31 protein-coding genes are annotated in these 26,525 nt (G+C 42.4%); 27 read left to right on the top strand and 4 right to left on the bottom strand.

The features are described from left to right. The first annotated feature begins 1 nt into the window (after position 1). From MHI23_RS17575 to MHI23_RS17545, 7 genes are read left to right on the top strand one after another with little or no spacing between them, the layout of a single operon-like run. Positions 2 to 1,126: an N-acetylneuraminate synthase family protein gene (locus MHI23_RS17575; RefSeq protein WP_327831071.1), complete on the top strand. Its 1,125-nt coding sequence runs from the start codon at positions 2 to 4 to the stop codon at positions 1,124 to 1,126. Further along, positions 1,116 to 1,856, top strand: coding sequence for a glycosyltransferase family protein (locus tag MHI23_RS17570; RefSeq protein ID WP_342492129.1), 741 nt, complete (start codon positions 1,116 to 1,118; stop codon positions 1,854 to 1,856). The genes MHI23_RS17575 and MHI23_RS17570 overlap by 11 nt, the downstream gene beginning before the upstream one ends. After that, positions 1,853 to 2,881, top strand: coding sequence for a glycosyltransferase (locus MHI23_RS17565; RefSeq protein ID WP_024426397.1), 1,029 nt, complete (start codon positions 1,853 to 1,855; stop codon positions 2,879 to 2,881). The genes MHI23_RS17570 and MHI23_RS17565 overlap by 4 nt, the downstream gene beginning before the upstream one ends. A 2-nt stretch (positions 2,882 to 2,883) precedes the next feature. After that, on the top strand, positions 2,884 to 3,624 hold the full coding sequence (locus MHI23_RS17560; protein WP_024423805.1) for a sugar phosphate nucleotidyltransferase: 741 nt from the start codon (positions 2,884 to 2,886) through the stop codon (positions 3,622 to 3,624). Further along, a complete protein-coding gene (rfbB, locus tag MHI23_RS17555; RefSeq protein ID WP_342492128.1) occupies positions 3,621 to 4,586 on the top strand; it encodes a dTDP-glucose 4,6-dehydratase in 966 nt (321 codons plus the stop codon). Before MHI23_RS17560 ends, rfbB begins: the two co-directional genes overlap by 4 nt. A gap of 3 nt (positions 4,587 to 4,589) precedes the next feature. After that, complete coding sequence (gene rfbD / locus MHI23_RS17550) at positions 4,590 to 5,444, top strand: dTDP-4-dehydrorhamnose reductase (protein ID WP_024423803.1); 855 nt, start codon at positions 4,590 to 4,592, stop codon at positions 5,442 to 5,444. After that, the gene (locus MHI23_RS17545; protein WP_024423802.1) at positions 5,437 to 5,892 is read left to right on the top strand and encodes a dTDP-4-dehydrorhamnose 3,5-epimerase family protein; all 456 of its coding nucleotides are present in this window, start codon (positions 5,437 to 5,439) and stop codon (positions 5,890 to 5,892) included. The genes rfbD and MHI23_RS17545 overlap by 8 nt, the downstream gene beginning before the upstream one ends. A 65-nt stretch (positions 5,893 to 5,957) precedes the next feature. On the opposite strand, the gene MHI23_RS17540 is transcribed toward MHI23_RS17545, so the two are convergent. Beyond that, entirely contained in the window at positions 5,958 to 7,160 is a 1,203-nt protein-coding gene (locus tag MHI23_RS17540; RefSeq protein ID WP_342492127.1) for an MFS transporter, read from the bottom strand. A 145-nt stretch (positions 7,161 to 7,305) separates the two neighbouring features. On the opposite strand from MHI23_RS17540, the gene MHI23_RS17535 reads away from it, so the two are divergent. Continuing rightward, on the top strand, positions 7,306 to 7,785 hold the full coding sequence (locus MHI23_RS17535; RefSeq protein WP_025093842.1) for an Lrp/AsnC family transcriptional regulator: 480 nt from the start codon (positions 7,306 to 7,308) through the stop codon (positions 7,783 to 7,785). A gap of 13 nt (positions 7,786 to 7,798) precedes the next feature. Here MHI23_RS17535 and MHI23_RS17530 read toward each other — a convergent pair whose 3' ends face one another. Further along, positions 7,799 to 8,959: an MFS transporter gene (locus MHI23_RS17530; protein WP_044331002.1), complete on the bottom strand. Its 1,161-nt coding sequence runs from the start codon at positions 8,957 to 8,959 to the stop codon at positions 7,799 to 7,801. A 67-nt stretch (positions 8,960 to 9,026) separates the two neighbouring features. Further along, positions 9,027 to 9,797, bottom strand: a complete 771-nt coding sequence (gene hemQ, locus MHI23_RS17525; RefSeq protein ID WP_024423793.1) for a hydrogen peroxide-dependent heme synthase — start codon at positions 9,795 to 9,797, stop codon at positions 9,027 to 9,029. Between the two features lie 240 nt (positions 9,798 to 10,037). Here hemQ and pta point away from each other — a divergent pair, with 240 nt between their 5' ends. The 17 genes from pta to MHI23_RS17440 all read left to right on the top strand — a co-directional run bounded on the left by pta (position 10,038) and on the right by MHI23_RS17440 (position 23,725). Next, the gene (gene pta, locus MHI23_RS17520) at positions 10,038 to 11,009 is read left to right on the top strand and encodes a phosphate acetyltransferase (RefSeq protein WP_024423792.1); all 972 of its coding nucleotides are present in this window, start codon (positions 10,038 to 10,040) and stop codon (positions 11,007 to 11,009) included. Between the two features lie 138 nt (positions 11,010 to 11,147). After that, positions 11,148 to 11,999, top strand: a complete 852-nt coding sequence (locus MHI23_RS17515; RefSeq protein WP_024426392.1) for a MurR/RpiR family transcriptional regulator — start codon at positions 11,148 to 11,150, stop codon at positions 11,997 to 11,999. A 152-nt stretch (positions 12,000 to 12,151) separates the two neighbouring features. Next, positions 12,152 to 12,823: an RraA family protein gene (locus tag MHI23_RS17510; protein WP_212051263.1), complete on the top strand. Its 672-nt coding sequence runs from the start codon at positions 12,152 to 12,154 to the stop codon at positions 12,821 to 12,823. A gap of 13 nt (positions 12,824 to 12,836) precedes the next feature. Next, entirely contained in the window at positions 12,837 to 13,712 is an 876-nt protein-coding gene (locus MHI23_RS17505; protein WP_342492126.1) for a prephenate dehydrogenase/arogenate dehydrogenase family protein, read from the top strand. 46 nt (positions 13,713 to 13,758) lie between these two features. Then, positions 13,759 to 15,093: a TRAP transporter large permease subunit gene (locus MHI23_RS17500; protein WP_024426389.1), complete on the top strand. Its 1,335-nt coding sequence runs from the start codon at positions 13,759 to 13,761 to the stop codon at positions 15,091 to 15,093. Between the two features lie 13 nt (positions 15,094 to 15,106). Further along, positions 15,107 to 15,373 (top strand): hypothetical protein, encoded by a 267-nt coding sequence (locus tag MHI23_RS17495; protein WP_024423787.1) that lies wholly within the window; start codon positions 15,107 to 15,109, stop codon positions 15,371 to 15,373. A 175-nt stretch (positions 15,374 to 15,548) separates the two neighbouring features. Next, entirely contained in the window at positions 15,549 to 15,947 is a 399-nt protein-coding gene (locus MHI23_RS17490) for a DUF5082 family protein (RefSeq protein ID WP_024426388.1), read from the top strand. A 4-nt stretch (positions 15,948 to 15,951) separates the two neighbouring features. Beyond that, positions 15,952 to 16,230, top strand: a complete 279-nt coding sequence (locus MHI23_RS17485) for a YwqI/YxiC family protein (RefSeq protein WP_098677140.1) — start codon at positions 15,952 to 15,954, stop codon at positions 16,228 to 16,230. A gap of 11 nt (positions 16,231 to 16,241) precedes the next feature. Then, the gene (locus tag MHI23_RS17480; protein WP_098677141.1) at positions 16,242 to 17,909 is read left to right on the top strand and encodes a T7SS effector LXG polymorphic toxin; all 1,668 of its coding nucleotides are present in this window, start codon (positions 16,242 to 16,244) and stop codon (positions 17,907 to 17,909) included. A 15-nt stretch (positions 17,910 to 17,924) separates the two neighbouring features. After that, positions 17,925 to 18,287: a hypothetical protein gene (locus MHI23_RS17475; protein ID WP_034621921.1), complete on the top strand. Its 363-nt coding sequence runs from the start codon at positions 17,925 to 17,927 to the stop codon at positions 18,285 to 18,287. Positions 18,288 to 18,461: 174 nt separating this feature from the next. Further along, entirely contained in the window at positions 18,462 to 18,734 is a 273-nt protein-coding gene (locus MHI23_RS17470) for a hypothetical protein (protein ID WP_098677142.1), read from the top strand. A gap of 69 nt (positions 18,735 to 18,803) precedes the next feature. Continuing rightward, on the top strand, positions 18,804 to 19,073 hold the full coding sequence (locus MHI23_RS17465; RefSeq protein WP_098677143.1) for a hypothetical protein: 270 nt from the start codon (positions 18,804 to 18,806) through the stop codon (positions 19,071 to 19,073). Position 19,074: 1 nt separating this feature from the next. Beyond that, positions 19,075 to 19,488 (top strand): SMI1/KNR4 family protein, encoded by a 414-nt coding sequence (locus MHI23_RS17460; RefSeq protein ID WP_255290970.1) that lies wholly within the window; start codon positions 19,075 to 19,077, stop codon positions 19,486 to 19,488. Between the two features lie 240 nt (positions 19,489 to 19,728). Next, positions 19,729 to 20,574: a lipoate--protein ligase family protein gene (locus MHI23_RS17455; RefSeq protein ID WP_024423778.1), complete on the top strand. Its 846-nt coding sequence runs from the start codon at positions 19,729 to 19,731 to the stop codon at positions 20,572 to 20,574. Positions 20,575 to 20,614: 40 nt separating this feature from the next. Next, positions 20,615 to 21,100, top strand: a complete 486-nt coding sequence (locus tag MHI23_RS17450; protein ID WP_125585832.1) for a tetratricopeptide repeat protein — start codon at positions 20,615 to 20,617, stop codon at positions 21,098 to 21,100. 118 nt (positions 21,101 to 21,218) lie between these two features. Continuing rightward, positions 21,219 to 23,495: a glycosyltransferase gene (locus MHI23_RS17445; RefSeq protein WP_342492125.1), complete on the top strand. Its 2,277-nt coding sequence runs from the start codon at positions 21,219 to 21,221 to the stop codon at positions 23,493 to 23,495. Continuing rightward, a complete protein-coding gene (locus MHI23_RS17440; protein ID WP_024426379.1) occupies positions 23,492 to 23,725 on the top strand; it encodes a DUF5970 family protein in 234 nt (77 codons plus the stop codon). The genes MHI23_RS17445 and MHI23_RS17440 overlap by 4 nt, the downstream gene beginning before the upstream one ends. 32 nt (positions 23,726 to 23,757) lie before the next feature. On the opposite strand, the gene MHI23_RS17435 is transcribed toward MHI23_RS17440, so the two are convergent. Continuing rightward, a complete protein-coding gene (locus MHI23_RS17435; protein WP_024423774.1) occupies positions 23,758 to 24,567 on the bottom strand; it encodes an RsfA family transcriptional regulator in 810 nt (269 codons plus the stop codon). Between the two features lie 242 nt (positions 24,568 to 24,809). Between MHI23_RS17435 and MHI23_RS17430 the strand changes: the two genes are divergently transcribed. After that, on the top strand, positions 24,810 to 25,031 hold the full coding sequence (locus MHI23_RS17430; protein WP_003215259.1) for a DUF1450 domain-containing protein: 222 nt from the start codon (positions 24,810 to 24,812) through the stop codon (positions 25,029 to 25,031). A 170-nt stretch (positions 25,032 to 25,201) separates the two neighbouring features. Then, positions 25,202 to 26,503: an HD domain-containing protein gene (locus tag MHI23_RS17425; RefSeq protein ID WP_007497716.1), complete on the top strand. Its 1,302-nt coding sequence runs from the start codon at positions 25,202 to 25,204 to the stop codon at positions 26,501 to 26,503. The last annotated feature ends 22 nt before the right edge of the window (positions 26,504 to 26,525 follow it).

Below are 26,525 nucleotides of genomic sequence, written 5' to 3'. Positions count from 1 at the left end.
GATGGCGCATTTCTATATCGGAGATCGCAAAGTAGGGGATGGTGCGCCTGTCTTTATCATTGCAGAGGCAGGCATTAACCATGATGGAAAGCTGGATCAGGCGCTTGCTTTAATTGATGTGGCAAAAGAAGCAGGTGCAGATGCGGTGAAGTTTCAAATGTTTCAAGCTGATCGGATGTATCAAAAGGAACCGGGTTTGTACGAAACAGCCAAGGGAGAAGAGGTGTCTATTTTTTCTTTAGTGGAACAAATGGAGCTGCCGCCAGAATGGCTCCCAGTGTTATTGTCACGTTGCGCGGAAAAAGGGCTGATATTTTTAAGCACAGTGTGTGACGAAGAATCTGCGAATCTATTGAATCAAACCGATCCGCCGGCTTTCAAGCTGGCATCCTATGAAATCAATCATCTGCCTCTTATGCGTCACACGGCATCTTTTCAAAAGCCCATCATATTCTCAACAGCCGGGGCAACCATTTCGGATGTCCATGAAGCATACGAGGCGATTACAAGCGAGCAAAATCAGCAGGTCGCTATCATGCATTGCGTAGCAAAGTATCCAGCACCTAGAGCTTACACGAATCTGCGCGTGCTTCAAACTTTAGCTGCGGCATTTCCCGAGGCAGTCATTGGCTTTTCTGATCATAGTGAGCATCCAATTGAAGCGCCTGTAGCTGCTGTGAAGCTTGGGGCAGCAATCATTGAAAAGCATTTTACAGTCGATAAAACGTTACCTGGGGCTGATCATTCCTTTGCGCTTGATCCTGAAGAATTGAAGGAAATGGTTCAGCATATTCGAGCGGCAGAAAAGCAGCGGAATTTAAAAGAAGCTGACATTCATTCAGTGCCAGAAGAGCTCCTTGGCAGTTCTTATAAAACGACAACAGCTATTGAAGGCAAGATTCGTGAATTTGCGTATCGAGGCATTTTTACGACAAAAGGCATTGCGAAGGGCGAGACATTGACCGCAGAAAATCTAGCTGTGTTACGTCCAGGACAAAAAAGCCAAGGTCTGCATCCAAGGTATATGGCGGTTTTACTTGGCGCAAAGGCTGTCAGAGATATCCCAGCCCATACAGGGGTTTCGTGGAAAGATGTACTCATGAAGGAGACGCCAAATGAACAATGATGTCCTTTTTGTCATACAGGCGAGAATGGGCTCAACAAGGCTGCCAAAAAAGGTAATGAAACCGATCGGCGGTATGGCGCTGATCGACCTGATTGTTGAACGAGTAAAGCAATCAGATCATTACAATCACAAAACGCAGAACCTCATGATCGCCACAACAGTTGAGGCAGAAGATGATCTGCTGGCTCATTATTGTCTCTCCAAGGGCTATAAAGTATTTCGTGGCAGTGAGACGGATGTACTGCAGCGATTTGCGCAGATTGTCCGTCATTTTGAACCGCAAACCATTGTGCGTTTAACAGGAGATAACCCATTTATAGATCCAGTCCTTTTGTCGAAAATGCTTGAAAAACATAAACAAGAGAAGGCTGATTACACGTATACGGCTGGAACGCCACTCGGTATTTCCGGGGAAATGATCGACGCACCGATTTTAAGTGAAATCGACAATTTTCCCCTTACGCAGCCAGAGCGTGAGCATGTCACGCTCTATATCAGAAAGCATCCTGAGCAATTTCACCTGCAATTATTCACACCGCCCAAAGAACTTGCATATCCTGCTTATCGATTCACGATTGATACAGAAGAAGATTATGTGTTTGCGACCCGTTTACTAGAGAAAGCTGGCGGCTCCATTGCTGTGCCTACGGCTGAACTCATCACCATTTGCGAACAAGACCCTGATATTGTTCGGTTGAATCAATTTGTGAAACAGAAGGATGCTGAATGAACAAGAAAATCATGATTGTTGTGTACGGTGGGTTTTTAAGAGGAATGGGGCATGTCGTCAGAATGAAACGGCTGGCAAATCAACTGCTTCAAGAAGGAAACGACATATCTTTCTATACAAATGAACAGATCTGTGTAGAAATGCTCTCAGGTCCAGATTGGCACGTTCATTTGGTGCAGGAGTCGAAGGCATTCCTTCAGATGGAGCAGGACATAAAAGAGCTGAATCCAGATCTTCTGCTGATTGATGTACTTGATTGTGACCTCCAATTTCTTCGATTGATCAAAGCGTCCTCCGGCTCTGCAAGGCTGGTTTTATTTGAAGAAATAAGAGCAGAAGCCTGTCAGCTTGCCGATGCTGTCGTGAACGGCATTTATGGCGGTCTGGACGAAAAGCACATGCAAGTAGATGGGACAGAATATTTTTATGGAACACCTTATTTATTGTTAGATCAAGAGATAAGCCGATTAAAAGACACATATGAGGTTCGAAAAGAATGCAAAAAGGTGGTCATCAGCCTTGGGGGCAGTGACCCGCGCGGATTGTTATCAAAGGCTGTATCAGCACTCCTCGAAGCTGACCACTTACACATCTTAGCGGTTACAGGAAAAGCCTCCCGCATTGAAGAACAAATAGAGGCTGAGCATATTCAATTCATTCGTCATACAGATCAATTACCTGCACGCCTTTCGGAAGCTGATCTGGCAATAGTGGCTGGCGGGATGACGTTATACGAGGCAGTTTGTATCGGAGTGCCCAGTATTGTCCTTTCACAAGTCGACCACCAAGCAGTGACAGCCGCTCGTTTTGCACAAAAGGGAGCCTGCCGTCATCTTGGATTAGGTGAACTTGTGGATGAAAAAGATATACGATGTGCTGTGGAAAGGCTGTCTGGCAGCTATTTTCTCCGCAGGAGCATCCATCTCAATGGACGGACACTCATCGATGGAAAAGGAACTGAACGAGTGAAAAACATTCTTATACACCTCATGAATCATCATCAAAAAGAACATAAGGATGTGTAGATGTGAAGGGAGTTATTTTAGCAGGAGGAAAGGGATCACGACTGGCACCTTTAACGAAGATTTTCAATAAACATTTATTGCCGGTTGGTCCATATCCAATGATTTATTGGTCATTGTTCAAATTGAAGGAAGCAGGGATTTTAGATGTGATGGTCATATCACAAGAAGAACAAATCCCGCTGTTTCAAAAGCTGCTTGAAAGCGATCAGGAACTGGGGATGAACATCGTATATCAGGTACAGCCTGAAGCGTCTGGGATATCAGACGGCTTATCCTATGCAAAGCCCTTTGTCAAAGGGGAGAAGTTTGTGCTGATGCTTGGTGATAATGTATTTGAGGATTCGCTAAACCCTTTTGTTGAAGCCTTTCAGCGGCAAGATAGAGGAGCCAAGGTTTTGTTGAAAGAAGTGGCAGATCCAAACCGGTTTGGCATTGCAGAAATTGATGCCACGCGCCAACGGATTTTATCAATAGAAGAAAAGCCGGAGTATCCGCGCTCATCTTACTGCGTCACGGGCATCTATTTTTATGATCAAGAAGTCTTTCAATATATTGAGAGAATCTCGCCGTCAGATCGAGGCGAATTAGAGATTACAGACGTGAACAATCTCTATATCTCAAATAGCCAGCTGACCTATGATATGTTAAAAGGGTGGTGGATTGATGCAGGAACACATGAATCTCTCCACGAAGCATCTGCGAAAATGTTTGAAACGATGAAGAAAAAAGAGGGATCCGAATGACGAAGTCTTATTTAATTACAGGCGGAGCGGGTTTTATCGGACTGAATTTTGTGAAGCTGCTGCTTCAGGATACAAATGTCAGGCTCACCGTTTTGGATAAATTAACATATGCCAGTCATCCAGACGAGATGGATGAATTATTAAAGTTGTCTCATTTTCGGTTTATTCAGGGGGATATTACCCTTCAGCATGAGCTGGATCAAGCATTTGACGAAGTCTATGATGCAATCATTCATTTTGCGGCAGAATCGCATGTTGATCGCAGCATTGAATCGGCAGAGCCCTTTATTCAAACAAATGTCCTCGGAACGTATCGTATGCTTGAATCGGTCTTAAAAGGAAAGGCGAAAAAGCTCATTCATATTTCAACAGATGAAGTATATGGAGATTTGGAGCCAGATGACCCTGCTTTCACAGAACAAACACCACTTTCACCGAATAATCCTTATTCAGCAAGCAAGGCGAGTTCAGACCTGCTTGTGAAATCCTATATCCACACTCACCAATTACCCGCAATGATTACACGATGCAGTAACAATTACGGACCGTATCAGCATGAGGAAAAATTAATACCGACCATTATTAGAAAAGCAGTCAATGGAGAGAAAATCCCGATTTATGGAGACGGCCGGCAAATTCGCGATTGGCTGTATGTAGAGGACCATGCGAGAGCTGTGAAGAAGGTGCTCGAAAACGGCACAGCCGGGCAGGTATACAATATTGGCGGCGGCAATGAGAAAACAAATCTCGATTTAACCAAAACGATTCTATCGCAGCTCGGAATCAGTCATGATCAAATTGCGTTTATTCAAGACCGAAAAGGACATGACAGACGGTATGCCATTGATGCCAGTAAGCTAAAAGGCGAGCTCGGCTGGACGCAGGAGACGTCATTTGAAGAAGGTATCGAAAAAACGATCAATTGGTATCGAACCAAATACGATCAGAGCGAAGAAGGGTGACGGATGAAAGTTTTAATCACCGGTGCAGGCGGCCAATTAGGGAAAGAATTGAGCAGACAGCTCAAAGAAAAAGACATGACCGTCATTGCCTTAACGAGGAACATGCTCAATATCACAGACCAGCAGGCAGTTAGACATGCGATGAGACACTATCAGCCTGATATTGTTGTCAGTGCAGCAGCCTATACATCTGTTGATCAATGTGAAACAGAAACCGAAAAGGCGTATCTTGTGAATGGCATTGGCGCCTACTATACAGCCCTGGAAGCAAAGCGCGCAGGCGCTGATGTGTTACATGTCAGTACAGATTATGTGTTTGACGGGCAGGCGGACACCCCTTACCAAGTCGATGCACAAGCAGATCCTCAAACCATTTATGGAAAGAGTAAAAAGCTTGGTGAGGAATTGATTCAGCTTGTGTCAGACGAAGTGAAAATCATTCGTACCTCGTGGCTCTACGGACATGAGGGGCATAACTTTGTGAATACCATTCTTCGGCTCGCTGAAACGAAGGATCATTTGCGCATTGTGAACGATCAAATAGGGTCTCCTACTTATACAAAGGATGCAGCCGAGGCCTTGATTCATTTGTTTGATCAGAAGGCAGGCGTGTACCATGTCAGTAATCGAGAAAGCTGTTCCTGGTTTGATTTTGCGTCAGAAATTGTGATGAAAAGCGGCCTGTCCGCTACAATTGAGCCGATTTCCACGGAAGAGTATGGCTTCCAAACGCCTCGTCCAGCCTATTCTGTCTTAGATCTTCAAGCGATTGAAGCCACAGGCTGGCAGCCGAGGCATTGGAAGGATGCACTTCACGAATATTTGCAGAAAGAAGGGAGATGGCAACAGCATGATTGATGGTGTTCAAACAAAAAAACTCATGAAACATTGTGATGACCGCGGCTTTTTTGCAGAGCTCATTCGAGATGATGAGCCGATGCTGAAACGCTTTGGTCAGGCGTCATGGTCGAAAAGCTTTCCAGGCGTGATCAAAGCTTTTCATTATCATGAAAAACAAGACGACGTTTGGTTCTTCCCGGCAGGTCATGCACAGGTCGTGTTATACGATTTGCGTGAGGACTCTCCCACAAAGGGGCAAACCGATGTGTATTATATGGGGGAAGACAATCCGATGCTGCTTCTCATCCCAAAGGGTGTCGCGCATGGCTACCGTGTACTAGGTGAGACGCCGCTGCAAATTGTGTATTTCACAACAGAATCGTATGACCCGAAAAACCCAGATGAAAAGAGAATCGCCTGGAATGACGAAACGATCGGGTTTAATTGGGAAACGACATTTAAATAGAGAACGGGGGCCTTTCGGAAAAGAAAGGTCTTTTTACTTTTATATAACAACAGTCCTTCATTTCTCTAAGCACCTCGTTCACGTTTATAGCTGATAAAACTGACGATACAACCAACAAGCGTAATGAGTGCACATACAAGCCCTACCGTATGATAGCCGAAATGGACATAAACAGGTCCCATCAGAGCGGACCCAAGCATAACGGCAAGATTGGAAGCAAGGCTGTAAAAAGCCATCACTTTGCCTCGGTGGGTTTGAGAGCAGTCGCTCAGGACGGTGCTCAAAAGCGTGACGGATAAACTTTGCATGGCACCCCAAATAAATAAAGCGAAAATGAGCAATGTCCATGAGAACGGTGCATAAGGAAGTAAGGCAAGAACGAGCGTAATGCCGCCCAGCACAAAGAAAAGTGAGCGTGTTTTGCCAAACCAATCAGCTAATTTCCCGGTAAACATACTCATGGAAAAGCCAACGCCATAAGCCATGATCAGAAGTCCAGCTGTTGATTGACCCCCGGAAAACAGACTTTGCAGGTAAGCCCCTAAAAATGAGTACATGCCATAAAATCCAAGCATGTTACAAAATGTCACGGTCAAATAGGCAGGGACTCGGTCGATTTTTAAAGCCCCCCAGATAGAGCCTGATTTCTCCCTCGCTTGAGATGCCTTCGGATCAGCTGCTGCGTCTTGTTTTCGAGATTCAAGAATGACGAGCAGCAGGACAACGAGACTCATCATGGCGAAAATCCAAAATGTCCAGCGCCAGTTCAAACTTTGACCAATAAAGGCGCCAATGGGCACACCAAGAACAAGAGAAAGAGACCAGCTCGATACAATGAGTCCCATCACTTTGCCGCGATATTCATATGGAACCCGGTCGCCCACGAGAGCATAGGCTGTTGGCACAAATACACCAGTCGCCAGCCCAGAAATAGCTCGGCCTGCAAAAAACACGGCCAAATTGGGGGCAACAGCACACATCACTGTTCCAATCAAAAAGAAAGACAGCCCAATAATCAAACACAGCTCTCTTGAATACCGGTCCCCTAAAGGAACGAGCAGCGGAGCCCCAACCAGCACAGCTAACCCATAAATGCTGATGGAAAGAGCGAGAATATCAAGAGAGTGCTGAAAGGAGTTTGATAAATCAGGCAGCAGTGGTGAAATCACCAGCTCTTCCGATCCCGCCGCAAAAACGCCAAGTGTGAGTGCAATGGCAAGTGTGATGGGAAATGTTTTAGAAGCCTGGCTGTCTAAAGATTCTTTCATCAAGTGATCCCTCCATACTTGCTTTTTCATTCAATTCCGTTAAAATAAATTCTACCATTATTTAGTTTTATTTTACATTTCGCATCATAAGTATTATCATAAAATACTTTTCAAATGGAACGATTTTTGGATAGGAGAGGTACGAATGAAAATCACCGATGTAGATGTGCATATTTTAAATGAATTGAGAGAAGATGCCCGCTTATCCATGAGGGAATTGTCCAAACGAGTGAATTTATCAGCACCTGCGGTAGCAGAAAGAGTACGTAAATTAGAGGATGCAGGGATTATCGAAGGGTATTCTGTTCAGGTCAATTATAAAAAATTAGGGCTTCTGATTGACTGCCTGCTGGAAGTTACGGTGTTAAATGGGGAGTATCAGCGTTTTGTGACTTTTATGAATGAGCATCCACGCGCCTTTTTTGCTTATCGAGTGGCAGGGCAGTCTTGCTTTTTCATTAAGCTGTCAGTTTCTTCTCTTGAAGAAATTGAAGCCTTTATTCAAGAAGTGTCTGGATTTACAAAAACCGTCTCCCATATTGTCTTGTCAGAGCACTCTTTTTCCCATCCAATTCAGGAACGCTTGAAACAAATAGAAGAGCCAGAGATGACCGTGGTGAAATAAAAAAGGACCTGACTCAGGTCCTTTTTGTTTGTCTATCTGACTGATAGCTCATAATTGTAATGATAAGACCAATAAATGTCACAGCTGCAGCAAATAACGGAACAAGCTGTAAATGTGTGATTTCGATAGCAAGACCGCCAAGCGCTGCACCGCCGGCATTCCCAATATTAAAGGCAGAATGGCTGAGCGTTGATGCGAGTGTCGGTGCTTCATGTGCCATGTTCATCGTGCGGTATTGCAAGGTAGGAACAAGAATAAATGAAATGATTCCCCAAACAAAAATGGTCAGCACGGCAGGCACTTTGAATTCGGAAGTGACTGTAAACAATAACAGGACAGCAATGAGCAGGATCAGTGTCACCATAATACTTGGCATCAGCCTCCAGTCAGCAAGCTTTCCGCCAATTAAATTTCCGATAGTGACCCCAAGTCCAAATAGGACAAGGATGAGCGTCACCCCATTTTCCTGAAAGCCAGTGACTTGCAGCAAGATTGGGCTGATATACGTAAAGGCTGTAAATACACCAGCAAAACCAAAGATGGTCATTGCAAAGGAAACGAGTACTTGTGGTTTTTTCAAAACGGATACTTCATTTCGAATATCGAGTACTTCTTCTTTCGACTGATTTGGGACTAAGCTGATGATACCAATTAAGGAAATGAGCCCAATGACGGCAATGACTAGAAAAGACATACGCCAGCCGAATTGATTTCCGATAAAGGTACCGAACGGCACACCGAGTACATTGGCAACTGTCAGTCCTGTAAACATGAAGCTGATCGCGCTTGCGCTTTTCTCTTTAGGCACAAGCCGTGCAGCCATAATGGCTCCGACGCCAAAGAAGGTTCCATGAGCAAATGACGTTAAAATACGGGCGGCCATTAATAGACCATAAGAGGTCGAGACAGCGGCAGCAGCATTTCCCGCAACGAAAAGAATCATTAACAGAATGAGGAGACGTTTCCTCGACATTTTTCCAGTCGATAACGTTAAAATAGGTCCGCCAACTGCGACACCAAGTGCATATCCAGTAATCAGCTGTCCTGAAGCAGAAATTGATACATGAAGATCGTTTGCGACATTTGGTAAAAGTCCCATGATGACAAATTCAGTCATGCCAATCGAAAACGCACCGAGCGTTAACGCAAAAATAGCGATGGGGAAGTTTTTCATGATGTGATCACCTTTCTAAACAAATACATAAAAAAGCTTCGGAGAGATCCGAAGCTTTAAGATTTTATCATACATGGAAATAAGACGCCAGCTGCTCGTTTGCTAATCGGTTTCCAACAAAGAAGGAACCAAATTCGCCGTAGCGTGCACTGACTTCATCAAAGCGCATTTCATAAACCAATTTTTTAAATTGAAGCACATCATCAGAGAAAAGTGTAACGCCCCACTCATAATCATCAAAACCAACAGAACCTGTAATGATCTGTTTTACTTTTCCAGCATAGCTTCGGCCAATTAAACCGTGGCTTCTCATAAGAGATTTACGCTCATCCATAGAAAGCATGTACCAGTTGTCATTGCCAGAACGTCTTTTATCCATTGGATAGAAGCACACGTATTGAGAAGAAGGAAGCTCTGGATATAAGCGAGCACGTACATGCGGGTTCTCGTAAGGATCTCCCCCATCGCCGCCTCCTGCTAAGTAGTTGCTGAGCTCAACAACTGAAACATAAGAATAAGCTGGAATCGTAAACTCTGCTAGTCGTGTCTTGTTGAATTCGAGTTCAATTTCACCTAGTTCTTCCATTGTCGGACGTAAAATCATGAGCATAATATCTGCTTTTTGGCCGACAATACTATAGATTGTTTGGCTTCCAGCTTTATCTTGCTCAGCTGTTTTCCATTTTTCCAATAGACCTGTGAATTCATGAATGATGGCTTGGCGCTCATCACTTGTCAGCAGCTTCCAAGCTGTCCAGTCGATTGTTCTAAAATCATGCAGCGCATACCAGCCATCTAGTGTTTGAGCTGCTTCATTTGTTGTATGTTGTTCGCTCATTTCTTTCACTCCTATTAACAGTTTTCCATCTGTTCCAACTATAACATAGTTTGTCCAAATGGAGATGTGATCAAAACTTGAACGAGAAAAACAGCTTTTCTCAAAATTGATTAAATTAGTTTGAAAAATAAGAATTTAATTTGTAAGCGCTATAATATAAGTTGGTAGTTTGAATTTAGGTAGAAGAAGAGTATGCTTAAAAGAGAACGCTTTTTTTGTAAAATCAAGGAGGGTATTGAAGTGGCAGATATTTTTTCAACAGTTCAGGAAAAGGTTGCAGGTAAAGGAGTAAAGATCGTTTTTCCTGAGGGAATGGACGAACGCATTCTAACAGCCGTTCAAAAACTAGCAGATGGCAAAGTATTGCAGCCAATTGTGGTAGGAAAAAAACAAGAAGTTGAAGCTAAAGCAAAAGAATTAGGTCTTACACTTGATGGTGTTGACGTGTATGATCCTCATACATATGAAGGTTTTGAAGAGCTTGTACAAGCTTTCGTAGAAAGACGTAAAGGCAAAGCAACAGAAGAGCAAGCAAGAAAAGCATTACTAGATGAAAACTATTTCGGTACAATGCTTGTGTATAAAGGTCTTGCAGACGGACTTGTGAGCGGTGCGGCACACTCAACTGCTGACACAGTGCGTCCAGCACTTCAAATCATTAAAACAAAAGAAGGCGTAAAGAAAACATCTGGCGTCTTCATCATGGCTCGCGGCGAAGAGCAATATGTGTTTGCTGATTGCGCAATCAACATTGCTCCAGACAGCCAAGATCTAGCTGAAATTGCGATCGAAAGTGCAAACACAGCCAAAATGTTTGATATCGAACCACGTGTGGCAATGCTTAGCTTCTCTACAAAAGGCTCGGCAAAATCAGACGAAACAGAAAAAGTATCTGAAGCAGTTCGCATTGCAAAAGAAAAGGCACCTGAGCTTGTACTTGATGGAGAATTCCAATTCGATGCAGCTTTCGTTCCTTCAGTAGCAGCGAAAAAAGCGCCAGATTCCGTCATCAAAGGCGACGCCAGCGTATTTGTTTTCCCTAGCCTCGAAGCTGGAAACATTGGCTACAAAATTGCACAGCGCTTAGGTAACTTTGAAGCTGTAGGTCCTATCCTTCAAGGTTTAAACCAGCCAGTAAACGATCTATCAAGAGGCTGTAATGCCGAAGACGTTTACAACCTTGCGCTTATCACAGCAGCTCAAGCACTATAATGATCTCGACAAAGGCAGCCAGTACGATAGATTCGTGCTGGCTGTTTTTTTGATGACAAATGTGTACAATATAGGGGGAAAAGAAAAAATTTTGATCGTAGATAAAGCCGATAGAATTTAGAATGGGCAGGTGCTATAATGGACGATTTAATACATAAGCTTCAGCATAAGGTCGCGGGATTAACCGAGGCACAAAGGAGAATTGCAGATTATATCGTGCAAAATCCAATGGAGGTCGCGTTTTTAACAGTAGATAAATTGGCGTCAAAAGTAGGGACGAGTACAGCGACCATCATGAGATTCTCTGCTGCTGTAGGGTATTCCGGTTTCTCCGAGCTTCAAAAAGAGCTTCAATCAAATATGAAGCATAAAGCTGCCCCTCAAACGAGACTTGAAGCGAACCTCAAGCATTCAAATAAAAGTAAGCTTTTGCATAATCATGTCGAGCTGCAATTTCAAAATATCCAGTACGCTTTAGACAATATCACAGAAGAAACCTTTCAGCATATTGTTGAAAAAATAGCCAGCTCCCGCCAGGTTCTGTGTACAAGTGTCCGAAGTGGAAGACCTGTTGGAGAGTATCTGTCACAAGGAATCAATCGCCTACTGGGGAACTGTCAATATATTGATGCAGACAAAAGTGACTGGGTCGACGAACTCGTTCATTTTCAATCTGATGATTTCATTATAGCGGTCAGCTATCCTCGCTATGCAAAGCGTATAAAGGATTTGCTGGAGGCAGCGAAGTCATATGGGGTGGAAGTGCTTTTAATTACAGACAGCTACAGCTCTCCACTAACCAAGTATGCACAATATGTATTACCATGTTCCTCAGCAAGTGCGGGCTCTCATAACTCTGTCGTATCTGCTATCTTTATCGTAGATTACATTTTAAGTGCCTTAGCCATTAATGAGCCTGAAAGGACAAAACCTCGTTTAGATCAAATCAATCATATGTTAACGAAAATGAGTTATCACACAACACATTAGTCGTGTGGTGACTCATTTTTTTATTTTAAAATTTTCTGAAAGCGCTTTACTAAATAAAAATGAGATGGTATGATCTTATCACAAAAGTAATATATATTACTTTATATAAAATTAAATGTAATGAATATAACTCAAAGGGGATGATGGAAACAATGGGTACTGTTCAATTCGTGTCAAATGATCTAATAGATCGGGCAAAAAAACTGAGCTCGACCTTGCTGGCAGATGTGATGGGAAGCACCGGCGCGATGGATCATCAAATCAAACCAGTTGCAAGAGGCATGAATATAGTAGGTACAGCTTTTACCGTCAGCTTACGGCCAGGGGATAATTTATTTCTACATCAAGCGATCTACTCTGCGAAAGAAGGAGATGTACTGATTGTTGATGGAAAAGACCATAAGGGTCATGCATATTTAGGGGAATTGATGGCAGGTGTAGCAAAGGCTGCAGGAATAGAAGGAATCGTGATTGACGGGCTTGTTCGCGACAAACTCGCTTTAGAGGAACTGGCTTTTCCGATATACAGTAAGGGGTTTATGCCAAATGGACCTTTTAAAGATGGTCCTGGGGAATTAAATCAAATCATCTCGTGCGGCGGTGTCAAAGTAGCACCAGGTGACTTAGTCATTGCTGATGATGATGGAGTTGTCATCGTACCAAACGAAAAGGCGGAACACCTGCTGACACTAGCGGAAGAGAAACAAGCGTATGAAAATCAAAGATTACAAACGATTCAACAGTATGTGGACGAAGGAAAGCAAGACATCAGTCTCTTAGCACCGGCATGGCTGGAAGGCAGAATGAAAAAATATCAGGGATAGGGGAGAATCGGTGATGAAGATAGGCTTTATTGGATATGGAGAAGCTGCATATGAGTTGTCAACGGGATTGAAAACAGAAGGATTAGATCAATTTTATGCGTATGATGTACTTTTAGAAAATGAGAAATTGTCTGGTGCGTTGAAAGAAAAAGCATCGCAGACAGGAGTTCAATTAACCAGCAGTATTAGCGAAGTCGTTGAGAAATCTGATATTGTGATTGCTGCTGTGCCAGCGAATAAAACCTTAGAAGTGGCCCAATCCGTCTCGGGAAGTTTGAAAGAGAATCAAGTATATGTAGATGTATCGGCATCAACACCAGACATCAAAAAACAAGTGGCAAACGAAATTGAAAAGCAAAAAGCTCTATTCGTAGATGCTGCCATGCTAGGGCCTCTTCCAGTTAACAAACACAAGGTTCCGATCACGGCAAGCGGAAGTGGAACTGACCAATTCATGAAAGTAATGAATGCTTATGGCATGAATATCACAAAAATCAGTGAACAGCCAGGAGATGCTTCGGCCTTGAAGCTGATCAGAAGCGTTTATATGAAGGGGATCGTTGGTCTCATGGTTGAATTTTTGGAAATTTCAAAAAAGTACAACGTGGAACATCAAGTGATTTCTTCACTTAGCGATACAATGGATAGCAAAAGTTTTGAAGAGACCATGAACCGTCTTGTGACAGGGAGTGCACTTCATGCGAAAAGACGCGCGATCGAGCTTCTTGGCTCTATTGAAATGTTGGATGAAGCAGAGGTTGATGCCAGTATGTCTCGGGCAGCACAACAGAAGCTAGAGAGATTAGCAGACTTTCAATTCGCTGAACGGTTTAATGGGAAAAAGCCGGCCAGCTGGGAAGAAGTCATTGACGTGATGCAGCAGGGGTAATAAATTGTAAGCGTTTTATTTAACGAAGGGGAGGCGAAAAAACGATATGGGTTTTATTGCGTTGATTGTATTCATAGCTGTCATCATTATATGGAATGTCGTCGTGAAGCGGAATATGGGAGAAGCCATGCTATTAGGCTTTATTGCAACCACATTATTTGGCGGATTGGATGCATTAAGACTGTTCTGGGATGGATTAAAATTTGCATCCACATATGAGGTGCTCTATGCAGCTGTCGCATTTGTATTCATGGCTTATTTAATTGAAAAGCTGGAATTAATTCATGCACTCTTGCGAATCTTAAATTCGGTTGTAGGAAAACTTCCCGGTGGAGCGGCTTATATGAGTACGTTAGGTTCAGCAGTCTTAGGTGCTCTTTCAGGTTCAAATTCTGCAAACACAGCGGCCACTGGCTCTATCACAGCCTCTTGGATGATTAAATCAGGCTGGAGCCGAACGCATACAGCGACCATTTTAGCAGGGAATGGCGGACTTGGGGCGGCACTGCCTCCGAACTCTTCAATGTTTATCATGCTGGGGTTTGCACCAATTGCAGCCCTTGTATCTGAGGGAGATTTATATATTGCCCTATTAATAGGAGGACTGTATCAAGTCGTATACCGATTTATTCTTGTGTATATTCTGGTGAAAAAGAATAAAATTCAGGCCATGCCGCCAGATGATATTCTTCCTTTTAGGGAAGCTGTGAAACAAGGGTGGAAGTCGATCTTTATTTTTTTCGGTGCCTTGATTCCTATCATTGTCACGATAGGTCCGCTGGCAAACTACTTGAAAAGTAATCCAAACATTGGACCAGAGGCAATGGATCAAATTTCTTTAATTACGTGGATTCCGATTCTCATGATGTTGATTAGTTTAACAATTGGGAGAAAAAAGGCGTCTGCACTAGATTGGTCTCAGTTTTTCAAGTCGGCTATACCTAAGTTTACAACGATCGGTGCCTTGATGCTGTTTGCTGTTGCTGCTAGTCAGGTGCTTGCTGAATTAGGATTGGCAGAAGATTTGACGCAAATCACATCAGTGCTTACCATTCCGAAATGGCTCATGGTGCTCATTGTGGGTATTCTTGTCACGCTGGTGGCTGGACCATTATCTTCTACAGCCACATTAACAGCTGTTGGACTTGTCTCATTTTCAGCTTTAGTCTCAGTCGGAGTGGATCCAGTTGTGGCTGTTGTCGCCATTCTTGCTTTTTCATCAACAGAAGGCGCTTCCCCACCGGCATCAGGATCAATTTTCATTGCTTCTGGTCTTGCAGGAGCCAGACCGGAGAAAACGTTTATACCGCTGATTCTCTACTATATGCTGCCGATCGTAGGAATTGGCTGGCTCATCGGAATGGGAATACTTCCAGTATAGAAAGGAGAAACACATGAGAGCATTGATGGAATTTTTATTTAAAGTGCTGCTTGTCCTGTTCTTAACGTCAGGAGCCCTGTTGGTATTCGGTCAAATACTAGGGATTCTTTTGCAAAAGGGAGATATGATCATTGCAAGTACGAACCTATTCAAAAACCCAACATTGGTGTTAAGTGCCTTTTTCAGTCTTGTTGGTTTCTCTCTAAATTATATTCCTGAAAAGAAAGACACCTCATTTAGCGATCATCCATCTGCATCAGCAGGTGAATCGCTCAAATAAGCAATAAAAAGCTGGGTTCAGTAAATGAATCCAGCTTTTTTGCGCGCGAGAAATAGGTATTAAAACCCAATACGTACGATTCATTTTTTGGTAAATTCACTTTCAATCATATGCCTCTTGTGCTAGTAAATGGTAACATAACGGAGGACTATTTAAGGAATAGAGGTGTTTGACCATATCTGGAGCAATCATCGGATATAAAGCAGCCTTGTATTCATTAAAGGCAGATATATCTATCAAAAAAGAACAAATCATCGAACTCAATATGTGCCGAAAAGAAATCAAAGAGGCAAAATGGGCCCTGTCAGATGCCAGCAAAAAAATCACACATCCAGACCTGACATCACATACATGGTTTGGCCATTTGGCAGACACGTTTGATGACATTCGAGACGAAATGGCTTCCGCCAGTCAGGAAATAAAAGGTGTACAGCTAACCAATCTATTAAATCGAATCAATGAGAAAATCAGTGATTTAACATCGGATATCCATTCGTTAGAACATGAAATTCATTCGGTTGAAAGAAAAATAGAGAAAGAAAAGCAGAAACAACTGGAAGAAAAAAGAGGGTAGTCACATGACGAGAGAAATTAAAATAGATGCCAGTCAGGTCAAACAAGTATTACAGCATGCAAAGCAATCAGGCGCTCAAAAGAATGCAGCCCTTCCAACCACCATCAAAGGGAGAAATCATCTCCTGACGGCAGACACATTAGAAAAGATCAATCAGCAGCTGAACGAATTAAGTACATCCTATATAGGCATTCTTCAGAAACAGCTTGTACAAACAGAACAAGCGGTGAACACCATGATTGAAACGGACAAGGCGCTTGCTTCCAGCAGTAAAAGAAAATAAAGGAGAACGCAATGAAAACCCTTGACGCCTTTGCGCTAATAAACGGAATAGATCAAACGCTGAATGCGTTAAAGCAGCAGTCACAGCAAATCAGCTCCCTCGAAAAACAAATCAATCACATCATCTCACTCGATGGCGCACTAAAGGGAGAGGCGGGACAAGCCATCCGCGCCTTTTATACAGAATGCCATATTCCCTTCTTGCAATTCTTTCAGGTTGTCATTGAGGAATATAGCGCTGCATTGAAAAACACAAAGCAGGCTCTTAGCGCGCTAGAATCAAATGAGCACGGCTATATATCACAAGCATTTATTGAACATGATCTTGATCAAGGCTTAAAAAAAGCTGAACAAACGATTTCTGAAATTGTATCAGAGGTAAACCATGCCATCGGCAGAGTTGGTCATATTGTTCATTTGCCAAATGTAGACGAATCAGTGTTTCAGCAGAACTATCAAAAGGCATGGCTTGAGACATCAAAAACTATTGGTCTTCTTCATGCATTTGACAGGGAGCAGACAAGTGCTTTACATGAAACCAAAAGCTCCCTTCAAACAATGAAGCAATACATCGACACCTTAAGTACCATGTTCACCGGCCCAAAAATCGACATCACAAGCTATCAAAAAGGATCTATTTTCAAAGATGGAAAAGAAGAAAAAGTAAGCAGCACCATCAGTGGATTGAAGAATAAAATAGACAACCCAAAAGACAATCCATTGATGATCATGCTGAAGAAACTGAAAGAGAAACAACAGGCGAATGTGGAGACGGTTGTTCGGAATGACAACCATAAAAACATCAGTAAACAAGTCACAGCAAACGATCCATCGCTTACAACATTACAAAAGGAAGCTGTGAACGGGAAAAACAAGATTCATAGAGACATCAGAGTCATAAATGGTAGACTATACAACGTAAAAGACATTAAAAAGTTAAAAGAATTCGACATCGCAGATGAAGTCGTCACGGATCCGTCGGATATTGATTTTATTGGTGGAAGATACACCGTTTACGCCAATAAACAAATCATCCGAACGTATATCGCAAACGGCGAAATAAGAATAGAAGAAGTCGACAAAATTCCAGAAAGCCGCAGCCGTGGCAACGCTAAACGCATATTAGACGGTGAAGTCGTCTCAACCACTGAAAACATCATCTTAGAATACAGCGGCATCTACGACGGCTACCGAGCGGTTACTGGCAAAGACCCAGAAACCAGCCAAAATATCAGCAGCACAGACCAAGCTCTATCCGCCGCCTCTATCATCCCAATAACGAAAATAGTGAAGGTTGGGAAATATGTTTTTAGGTTGGATCAAGGGAAGAATGTGAAGAGGGTTGAGAAGACGGCTAAGGGTGCGGGTGACCTGATTAAATTCAAAGGTGATCAAGCTATTATTCATTATGAAAAGCATAGTAAAGAGATAATGGATGCAATGGGTAAAAATCAATACAATATCAAAAATTACCTTAAAGATGCAAATCACGTTATTCAGAAGGGGAAATATGTACCAGAACTGAATGGTTATGTGAGGCTTGTTGGTGGAAAGGGAAGTGCAAAATATGGTTTTGTTGGGCTTGATAGAAAAACAGGGAATATTACCACATTTCATATAAAATCGGTTAAAGAACTTTCTAAAAAAGCACCAAGTTTAGGGATAAAAACAAAGAAGTAAAAAAGGGTGATCGTATTGAAAATAAAAAAAATAAACTGGATTTCACAAGAAGCTTCAGAAGCTGAAGTGATTGTAACAGATGGTGAACTGGAAATAATGTGTTTTGCTCAACCATTAAATTACCTTGAAGAAAGTGAACTATTAGAGCCTATTTATTGTTTAGATGTGTCAGACCTAGTGAAAGCTGAATTGTCAGAGTATAGAATTGAAAAATTAGATGATAATTTTAGCTATAGTTTCTTAGGACAATTAATTGATAAGCATGATGAAAAAGTGAGAGTAGGCGGACTTTTATTAGAATTGGATAACAATTTACCAGGAGATATAAATGAAGGCGATTTTATAAGTTTTAATTGTCAACGACTTGATATTTATTAGTAAGAGATGATGTCTTTAAACCCTTGAAAGTCTATAAACTTTTAAGGGTTATTTGAAATATAATAATAGTTGAATCGATATACCTGCTTAAGAACGATAATGATCAGATACACTAAGGGATGGCTTGTTGAATTGATAAGAGAATAAAAATTGCAGATTCTTTAGGAGCGTTCAATGAACAAAAAACAACAACTAACGAAACAAATCCAAACCGTCATCAACATCCTAGAAAAAGAATATCCACAAGAAATCAATCAAGGTGTTCTCCAATTAATATACAAAAGATATAAAAATGCACAAAGGATCATTCAGAACAATGAAGATCTCCAAAAGATTTTGATCGTTGGCGGGGTGAGAGCTTATATGGATAGTTATAATGACTATCTAAACCCCTTTCTAGATGAATTACATAAAGCAGAGAGTTTGCTTAAAGAAATGCTGTCATAGATAGGACGGTTGTCTGTAGTACTGGAATCAAGTCTTGTATCGGGCAGCAAAACAGAGAAAGGAATGCCTATGGAACATAAACAACACAAAAACAAAAAAACATCCAACTGGCTATTAAGTATCAGTGTTCTGATTGTTATAGGAACAGCTTTGCTGAGAGGAGTTTCTTACTCAGATGCTGATTATCGCGGTTTCCCTATTGATTGGCTAGTTCTGCACGGACATCATGCTTTTGAATTTCTATTGTGGGGTTTTATACTTGACGTGGTCATTTTCTATTTTCTTTTAAAAATGCTTCTTCGTTTGTATAAAAGGGTGATGAAAAAATCAGCAACTTAAAATAGAGGAGGCCTTAAAAATGATCAATTTACCCCAAATCCCACATCTGCACGTGAACAAACCAGCCAGTGACATACATATCAAAGAGGCAGAATCCCAGCTAAACATGCTGCTGCCCCATGTTTATAAGGAACTGCTGAAACATACAAATGGATGTTCCATTGGCGGTGAGGTGCTTCTATACGGCACTGAGGACATTGCGGAACGAAATGCAACATGGGAGGTTCAGCAATATGCAAGCGGATATGTAGCCATTGGCGACGATGGCGGCGGGCAAGTATTTCTCATGCGGCTGGCTGAAGAGGAGAAAAAAGTGTGGATCGTCGATGCTGGTGTGATGGACCCTCAGCATGCGGAATTGGTCGCTGAAGACTTGTTTAGCTGGGTAAATGAGGGCTGTTTCATAGAAGTTTAGTCTATTAAGGAGATGATCGATTTGCCGTGGAATACATTGATCGCTGCATGCCTCGTGGTTGGGGTTCCTGTCGTTTTAATTGCAATTGTTTATTTCATCTCGAAAAGCAAGAACAAGAAAACCAAATCATCCAACTGAAACGCTCTGTGACGCCAAATGTCATAGAGCTTTTTTGCATTCTCCCCCCATTCATCCCATGGTATAATAAACACAGTTTATGAACGAGAGGATATGCAGGAGATGAAAAATGAACCTATTGAGTTACTGACACAGCCGAAATGGCGAATTATCGATCAGTCGAGTCTTGGTCTTTATGTGGACCCGAAGCAATCTTTTGCGATGGATGATACGCTTTGCGCGTCGGTGGGGAAGGGCCTTTCACCAGCGACAGCCCGTTCTTGGGTGCATCACAATACGATTGTGCTTGGGATTCAGGATACAAGACTTCCATTTCTCCAAGATGGCGTAAAGCTGCTTGAGGAAGAGGGATATCGTGTGATTGTGCGCAACTCAGGCGGTCTTGCTGTGGTGCTGGATGAAGGTGTACTGAATGTGTCTTTAATCTTTGCGGAACAAAAGAAGGGCATTGATATTGACCGCGGATATGATGCGATGGTGGAATTGATCAGCCGGATGCTGTCTATGTATGATGTGGACATTGAAGCCTATGAAATAGTCGGCTCTTATTGTCCAGGCAGCTACGATTTAAGTATCAATGGAAAGAAATTTGCAGGCATTTCTCAGCGTAGATTACGCGGTGGGGTCGCTGTGCAAATTTATTTGTGTGCAGATGGAAGCGGGCGTGAACGTGCCGACTTGATCCGCCGTTTTTATGATGCCGCCTTAAAGGATAAACGGCAAGAAGTGAAGGCAGTATTTCCTGATATACAGCCGGATACGATGGCATCCTTATCAGAATTAATCGGTGAACCGATTGATTGTACGCTTCTTATGCGTTTATTACTAGAGGAGCTTCAAAAGCTTAGTGATCAGCTGACAGCCTCGGGCCTGAATGCAGAAGAACAGCTGGAATTTGAGAAAAACATGACGCGGATGATTGAGCGGAATGAAAAGGTGTTTTCGTAAATATCAGTCTTTTTATCTTGAAAAGAGTAGAGGTGAAGTGATGGAAACAAAGCTTGAAAAAGCCATTGAACTTCGAAAAAGTGGACATCTTCAAGAATCAAATGAATTGCTGTCTCATCTTACAGAGGAGTATCCAGACGATGCCTCTATTCATTATCAATGTGCCTGGAGTTATGACCTGTTAGGAGAGGAAAGGCAAGCTGTCTTTTTTTATGAAAGGGCCATTGAGTTAGGATTGTCTTCAGAAGAACTAGAAGACGCTTTACTAGGGTTAGGAAGTACATACAGAACTTTAGGAGAATATGAAAAGTCAAAACAGATATTCCTAAAAGGGATGGAAACTTATCCGGACAACAAAGCCATTCAAACGTTCTATGCCATGACTTTGTATAATTTAAAGGAACATAGCAAAGCGATGGAAATATTACTGAACTGTTTAACTGAAACGACAAAAGATCCTGCTATTTTAAGTTATCGAAAAGCGATTGATTTTTATTCAAATCAATTAGATAGGTTATGGAAATAATAGTTGATTTGGCTGCTTGAATAGATTTGGAGGGGCAATGTGATGAAAAAATCCCCTCCTTTGTTATGGAATTTTATATGTGATAGTCATTTATGGCGTAAGAAAGAAGGTAAATTTGTTGTCATTATTCACCACGTATTACCCGCTGTTTATGCTTTGTGTTTTGTCTGTGTTGTATGTGATGTATCGGATTCAGCCGCTTGCCTCTACTGTTAAAAAAATCATCATTGTGCTCTGTGTGTTAACAAATGCTGCCTATATTTGCTGGCGTCTCTTCTTTACACTGCCGCATGAAGGTACATTTAATATGATAATGGGCATCTTGCTTGTTGCCTGTGAATGTATTGGATTTTTACAGCTGCTTGTGTTTTATACACTTGTTTGGAAGCCTTCAAATCGGAAACAAGTCACGATCAGTGATCTTGACAGGCTGCCAACAGTTGATATTTTCATAGCTACATATAATGAACCGATTGAAGTGCTGAAACGCACGGTTGCAGGCTGTTTGAATCTCTCTTATCCAAAAGACAGCGTCCATATTTATTTATGTGATGATGGCAAGAGGGAGTCTGTGGAGCAGCTTGCATCTGAGTTTGGCGTTCATTATCTGACAAGAACAGATAACAAGTTTGCTAAGGCGGGTAATTTAAACCATGCGATGTCTCAAACGAATGGGGAGCTGATTCTCACACTTGATGCTGATATGGTCCCCCTTCCTGCCTTTTTAGAAAAGACAGTGCCTTACTTTCATGATGGAGCGACTGCGTTTGTTCAAGTTCCACAGGCATTTTATAACGAAGATCCTTTCCAATATAATATGTTCTCGAAGGATCGAATTCCAAATGAACAGGACTTCTTCATGCAAACCCTCCAGGCTGGTAAGGATCGGTTCAATGCGGTGATGTATGTCGGGAGTAATACTGTATTTAGAAGAACGGCCTTAGAGGAAATTGGCGGATTTGCTACTGGAGTGATTACAGAAGACATGGCGACCGGAATGCTTCTCCAAGGGAAGTTCAAATCTGTGTCTGTCGGAGAAGTATTAGCCGTCGGTCTGGCACCTGAAAGCTGGCTTGATTTGTTAAAGCAGAGAGACCGGTGGTCGAGAGGGAACATTCAGTGCGCCCGTAAGTTTAATCCATTGAAGGTTCGCGGCTTAACGCTTATGCAGCGAGTTCTTTATTTAGATGGCATTGTGTATTGGTTTAACGGTTTATTTAAAATGATTTACATTCTTACACCGATTTTGTTTTTATTGTTTGGTATTCAAAGTTTCTGGGCCGATTTCCAGTCCATTTTCATGTTTTGGCTGCCGGCGTTCTTTAGTTCGTATTTAGCGTTTAAACTGGTGTCGAATCAAAAAAGAAGTATGTTTTGGAGTCATATTTACGAAAGTTCTATGGCATTCCATCTGGCTGGTGTAGCTTTAAGTGAGCTGTTTTTGAAGAAGAGGGTTGAATTCCTTGTCACGCCGAAGGGAATTCAAACGGACAAGAGACATTTTCATTTGAAAACGATGATTCCTCATTTGATCTTCTTGCTGCTCTCATTGCTTGTCCTTGTGAAAATAGGATACGATATGAAGGTAAATGGGACGATGAATGCTGATCTCACGTTGATTAATATTTTTTGGGTGCTTTATAACGGTGCAGGTCTATTCATGGCACTGATTGTGGCGTTTGATCGTCCACGTTATCGAAAATCAGAGCGGTTTGTCATAGAAAAAGAGGGGCAGCTCTGTTCTGATCGTCAAGATGAATCGATTGCTTGTTTTCTACTAGACATGAGTGATTCAGGTGCGCGTATATCCATTCCATTGGATCAAGCTTCTTCTTTAAATCAAGGGCAAATGCAATTGTTCTTTTCAGAGGATCAAAGTGTGGCGTGTGATGTGGTTTGGAGCCATCCAGAGGGAGACAAGCTGATGGTTGGTGTTGCTTTTACTGATACAGAAAAATCAGAGTACCTATCATTGATCCGTTTCTTATTCACACGAGAGCATGTATCGATAACGGATCGTGAGAAAAAATCCTATGCTGTTCGGACATTTCTCCGCTTTATAAGAGAAACGGAGAAAGTACCAAGGGCCTTGCGGCGCAAATGGGTGAGAAGACCGTTGCAAAGCGTGACAGGCACGCTGTCCTATGAGGGCCGGTTAGAAGAGAAGGTGCCGGTGAACATACATGATATTAGTGTATCTGGGTGCAAAATCGAGTCTGAAGCTTCAATTGAATTACATGAGAAAGTGCTGATCACCATTGACACAGAATCTCTCACAGATCAGCCGGCGATTGCAGTCTGGACATCACAAAAACGCGGCCGCACAATGGCCGGACTCAAGTTTGTTCAGCCTGAAATCAAGCAGATAGAAGAAAGAGAGGGAGTGGTTTCTTGAAGTCCAAAAACGGCGGTTACCTCTATTTATTATGGCTTCCTGTCATCATGGGAGCCGGCTACGGCATTTCGCTTTTAGTGCCATTTCTTCAGCCTGTCCTGACACTTGGCATTGCAGGTCTTTATATTTTTATGTTTGGTGATTTTCAGGTAAGGCAGGTCAGGTATATTTTTATGTTTGTGTTTTTGATCAATGTCCTTTTTAGTGTGATGCTATTTTTGGGCATTTAAAAAGTGCTTCCCGAGGCGGGGAGCACTTTTTGTTATTCTGCCATTTTTTCAAGGTTGCCGTTCCGGTCCATTTTAAAGGTTGGTGCGGCACTATCGTCCTCTTCAAATAAAACTAGTTTTCTTGCACGGTTCATAATTTTCACGAGTGTTTCATAATCTTCTTGAATCGTGAGCTGATCCTTTTCAAGCTTCTTCACTTCAGCTTCTAGCTGCGAGACTTTATGAGAAAGCTCATTGTTCTCTCGTTTTAAGCGGCTGTTTTCCATACGTAAGGCAGTGGATTGCTGACCATCGCCTTCATAACGGCGTAAGAAATCAATGATATCGTCGATGGTTAATTCTTGATGCTGCCTAAATGGATTTGCTTCCGGCTTTTTCTCTGCGGTATTTGGGGCAGGAGCAGCCTGTGACAATAAATGTGATAAACTAGCTAACTCTTCATTGTAGCTTTGATCCACAAACTGAAGCTGTTCAGCCGTTTCAGCTGCTGGTGCAAATGTTTCTTCCTTTGCTGGCTCCAATTCCTGTGAGAATTCCTCTTGAGTCACCGTTTCTTCTACTTGCGGCTGATAAAGTAATCGTTTTTTCGCAGGCTGGCCATTGCCAAGTGCGCGCATCCGTTGTTTTCGCTGTTTTTTGGCAAGTGCCAACGCTTTTTCATATTGATGTCTGACGACAGCGTTCCATCTAAATCCGCATGCCGCTGAGGTGCGGTTCAGCTTGTCTCCAACTTCTTCAAACGCATTTAGCTGCGTGCTGCCCTCTCTGACGTGACGTAAGACGGTTTCTGCCAGGAGGAGATCATTTTCCTCTGACCAAGCATCTTGTCTTTGTTTTGACATGTGTTTAAACCCCCATATGATTTGATGGTATTAGATTAGCCAAGTTCAAGAAGGTTTATACAAGTTTGCTAAAAGGATAGTGGAAAATACTAGCTTTTATGTAAGCACGGGATTGGTGCGGCAAAGCGTCTTGCAAGTCCAGCCGCTTCGATGTACAATGTTGGGTGGTATATTATTCACGATTGGCTGTCCAACTGTTTCATATAGAATGAAGTATCATCATTGAAAGGAAGCGTAAGACCATGGCTAATGAGTTTCGCGTATGTGACGATTGTGATGCGACGAACCTAAAGACGTTATTGCCTCGACTCAAATCGGTTGATCCTGATGCAAAAATTGAGATCGGCTGTCAATCCTATTGTGGTCCAGGACGAAAAAAGGCTTTTGCGTTTGTGAACAATCGCCCATTATCCGCACCAACAGAAGATGAATTACTCGAAAAGGTTCAAAAAAAAGTCAAATAAATGTCACTGAATGTGTTCAGTCGACCTAAAAAGAGGTCCGTCCCTGTCAGGTCGGGCTTTTTACGTCCGTGCAATCTTTGAGAACACATTCACCAGCAAATTCAAGGATGTTTTCGGGGAAAATTACCCGATATAATAGAAACACGTCTTAAAAAAAGAGGGACGAAACGATGGCGTATCCAAAAGGGAAATTATCTGAGGAAAAGGTATTTAAAGATCCTGTACACCGTTATGTTCACGTAAGGGATGCATTAATATGGGATTTAATAGGAACAAGAGAGTTTCAGCGCCTGAGACGAATTAAACAGCTAGGAACTACTTATTTGACGTTTCATGGTGCAGAACACAGCCGATTCAATCATTCACTCGGTGTATACGAGATTGTGAGACGAATTGTGGATGATGTGTTTAAAGGGCGGCCTGAATGGGATGAAGGGGAGCGCGAGCTTGTACTTAGTGCAGCCTTGCTTCATGACCTCGGACATGGTCCATTTTCTCATTCCTTTGAAAAGGTCTTCCACTTAGACCATGAATCGTTTACAAGAGATATTATTTTAGGGCAGACGGAAGTCAATGAAGTGCTCCGCCGGGTGAGTGATGATTTCCCGAAGCATGTGGCTGAAGTCATTGCCAAAACGTATCAAAACAAGCAGGTGGTCAGTTTGATCTCAAGTCAAATTGATGCTGACCGAATGGACTATTTGCAGCGTGATGCTTACTATACAGGCGTCAGCTACGGCCACTTTGATATGGAACGTATTTTACGTGTGATGCGCCCGAGAGAAGATCAGATTGTGATGAAGCAGAGCGGGATGCATGCGGTTGAAGATTATATTATGAGCCGCTATCAAATGTACTGGCAAGTCTATTTCCACCCAGTGACACGCAGTGCGGAAGTCATTTTAACGAAAATTCTTCACCGTGCAAAAGAGCTGCATGAAACGGGTTATATTTTCACACACGCCCCCGTTCACTTTTATTCAATCTTTGAGGGGAATGTCACCACAGAGGACTATATTAAGCTGGATGAATCCATTGTCTTATTTTATTTTCAGGCGTGGGAAGATGAAGAAGATCACGTGCTGGCTGATTTGTGCCGCCGTTTTATGAACCGCCGATTGTTCCAATATACAGAGTTTAATCCAAATGAAGAAATGACGAAATATTTCAAGCTGACCGCCTTGTTCAAGGAGGCAGGAATTGATCCTGACTATTATTTAGTGGTCGATTCTTCCTCTGACTTGCCCTATGACTTCTACAGACCAGGCGAGGAAGAAGAGAGGCTGCCAATCCACCTTTTGACGCAAAGCGGTCATATTAAAGAACTGTCGAGACAGTCAGATATTGTTGACGCCATTTCCGGTAAACGAAGAACCGATCATAAACTTTATTTCCCGATGGACTTAATTGTAGATATGTCGGAAAAAGCTGAAGAAAAAAAGGCGATCATGAAGCTGCTTGGTTTGGGATAAGGAAGTACTGAAAAAGGAGATG

The organism is Bacillus sp. FSL M7-0003, from assembly GCF_038628485.1.
In the GTDB taxonomy this organism is placed as follows: domain Bacteria; phylum Bacillota; class Bacilli; order Bacillales; family Bacillaceae; genus Bacillus; species Bacillus safensis.
The sequence above is the reverse complement of the archived record's forward strand: the minus strand, read 5'-3'. Positions and strand labels throughout refer to the sequence as shown.

What these genes read in the sequence shown, in the direction of transcription:
- MHI23_RS17470 (WP_098677142.1), top strand. Translation starts at nt 18,462, where the DNA reads ATGAACAAAAAACAACAACTAACGAAACAAATCCAAACCGTCATCAAC.
- MHI23_RS17435 (WP_024423774.1), bottom strand. Translation starts at nt 24,567, where the DNA reads ATGTCAAAACAAAGACAAGATGCTTGGTCAGAGGAAAATGATCTCCTC.
- MHI23_RS17530 (WP_044331002.1), bottom strand. Translation starts at nt 8,959, where the DNA reads ATGAAAAACTTCCCCATCGCTATTTTTGCGTTAACGCTCGGTGCGTTT.
- MHI23_RS17480 (WP_098677141.1), top strand. Translation starts at nt 16,242, where the DNA reads ATGAAAACCCTTGACGCCTTTGCGCTAATAAACGGAATAGATCAAACG.
- MHI23_RS17535 (WP_025093842.1), top strand. Translation starts at nt 7,306, where the DNA reads ATGAAAATCACCGATGTAGATGTGCATATTTTAAATGAATTGAGAGAA.
- MHI23_RS17485 (WP_098677140.1), top strand. Translation starts at nt 15,952, where the DNA reads ATGACGAGAGAAATTAAAATAGATGCCAGTCAGGTCAAACAAGTATTA.
- MHI23_RS17510 (WP_212051263.1), top strand. Translation starts at nt 12,152, where the DNA reads ATGGGTACTGTTCAATTCGTGTCAAATGATCTAATAGATCGGGCAAAA.
- MHI23_RS17465 (WP_098677143.1), top strand. Translation starts at nt 18,804, where the DNA reads ATGGAACATAAACAACACAAAAACAAAAAAACATCCAACTGGCTATTA.
- MHI23_RS17570 (WP_342492129.1), top strand. Translation starts at nt 1,116, where the DNA reads ATGAACAATGATGTCCTTTTTGTCATACAGGCGAGAATGGGCTCAACA.
- MHI23_RS17430 (WP_003215259.1), top strand. Translation starts at nt 24,810, where the DNA reads ATGGCTAATGAGTTTCGCGTATGTGACGATTGTGATGCGACGAACCTA.
- rfbB (WP_342492128.1), top strand. Translation starts at nt 3,621, where the DNA reads ATGACGAAGTCTTATTTAATTACAGGCGGAGCGGGTTTTATCGGACTG.
- MHI23_RS17575 (WP_327831071.1), top strand. Translation starts at nt 2, where the DNA reads ATGGCGCATTTCTATATCGGAGATCGCAAAGTAGGGGATGGTGCGCCT.
- hemQ (WP_024423793.1), bottom strand. Translation starts at nt 9,797, where the DNA reads ATGAGCGAACAACATACAACAAATGAAGCAGCTCAAACACTAGATGGC.
- MHI23_RS17505 (WP_342492126.1), top strand. Translation starts at nt 12,837, where the DNA reads ATGAAGATAGGCTTTATTGGATATGGAGAAGCTGCATATGAGTTGTCA.
- MHI23_RS17455 (WP_024423778.1), top strand. Translation starts at nt 19,729, where the DNA reads ATGAAAAATGAACCTATTGAGTTACTGACACAGCCGAAATGGCGAATT.
- MHI23_RS17540 (WP_342492127.1), bottom strand. Translation starts at nt 7,160, where the DNA reads ATGAAAGAATCTTTAGACAGCCAGGCTTCTAAAACATTTCCCATCACA.
- MHI23_RS17425 (WP_007497716.1), top strand. Translation starts at nt 25,202, where the DNA reads ATGGCGTATCCAAAAGGGAAATTATCTGAGGAAAAGGTATTTAAAGAT.
- MHI23_RS17545 (WP_024423802.1), top strand. Translation starts at nt 5,437, where the DNA reads ATGATTGATGGTGTTCAAACAAAAAAACTCATGAAACATTGTGATGAC.
- MHI23_RS17500 (WP_024426389.1), top strand. Translation starts at nt 13,759, where the DNA reads ATGGGTTTTATTGCGTTGATTGTATTCATAGCTGTCATCATTATATGG.
- MHI23_RS17565 (WP_024426397.1), top strand. Translation starts at nt 1,853, where the DNA reads ATGAACAAGAAAATCATGATTGTTGTGTACGGTGGGTTTTTAAGAGGA.
- rfbD (WP_024423803.1), top strand. Translation starts at nt 4,590, where the DNA reads ATGAAAGTTTTAATCACCGGTGCAGGCGGCCAATTAGGGAAAGAATTG.
- MHI23_RS17495 (WP_024423787.1), top strand. Translation starts at nt 15,107, where the DNA reads ATGAGAGCATTGATGGAATTTTTATTTAAAGTGCTGCTTGTCCTGTTC.
- MHI23_RS17450 (WP_125585832.1), top strand. Translation starts at nt 20,615, where the DNA reads ATGGAAACAAAGCTTGAAAAAGCCATTGAACTTCGAAAAAGTGGACAT.
- MHI23_RS17515 (WP_024426392.1), top strand. Translation starts at nt 11,148, where the DNA reads ATGGACGATTTAATACATAAGCTTCAGCATAAGGTCGCGGGATTAACC.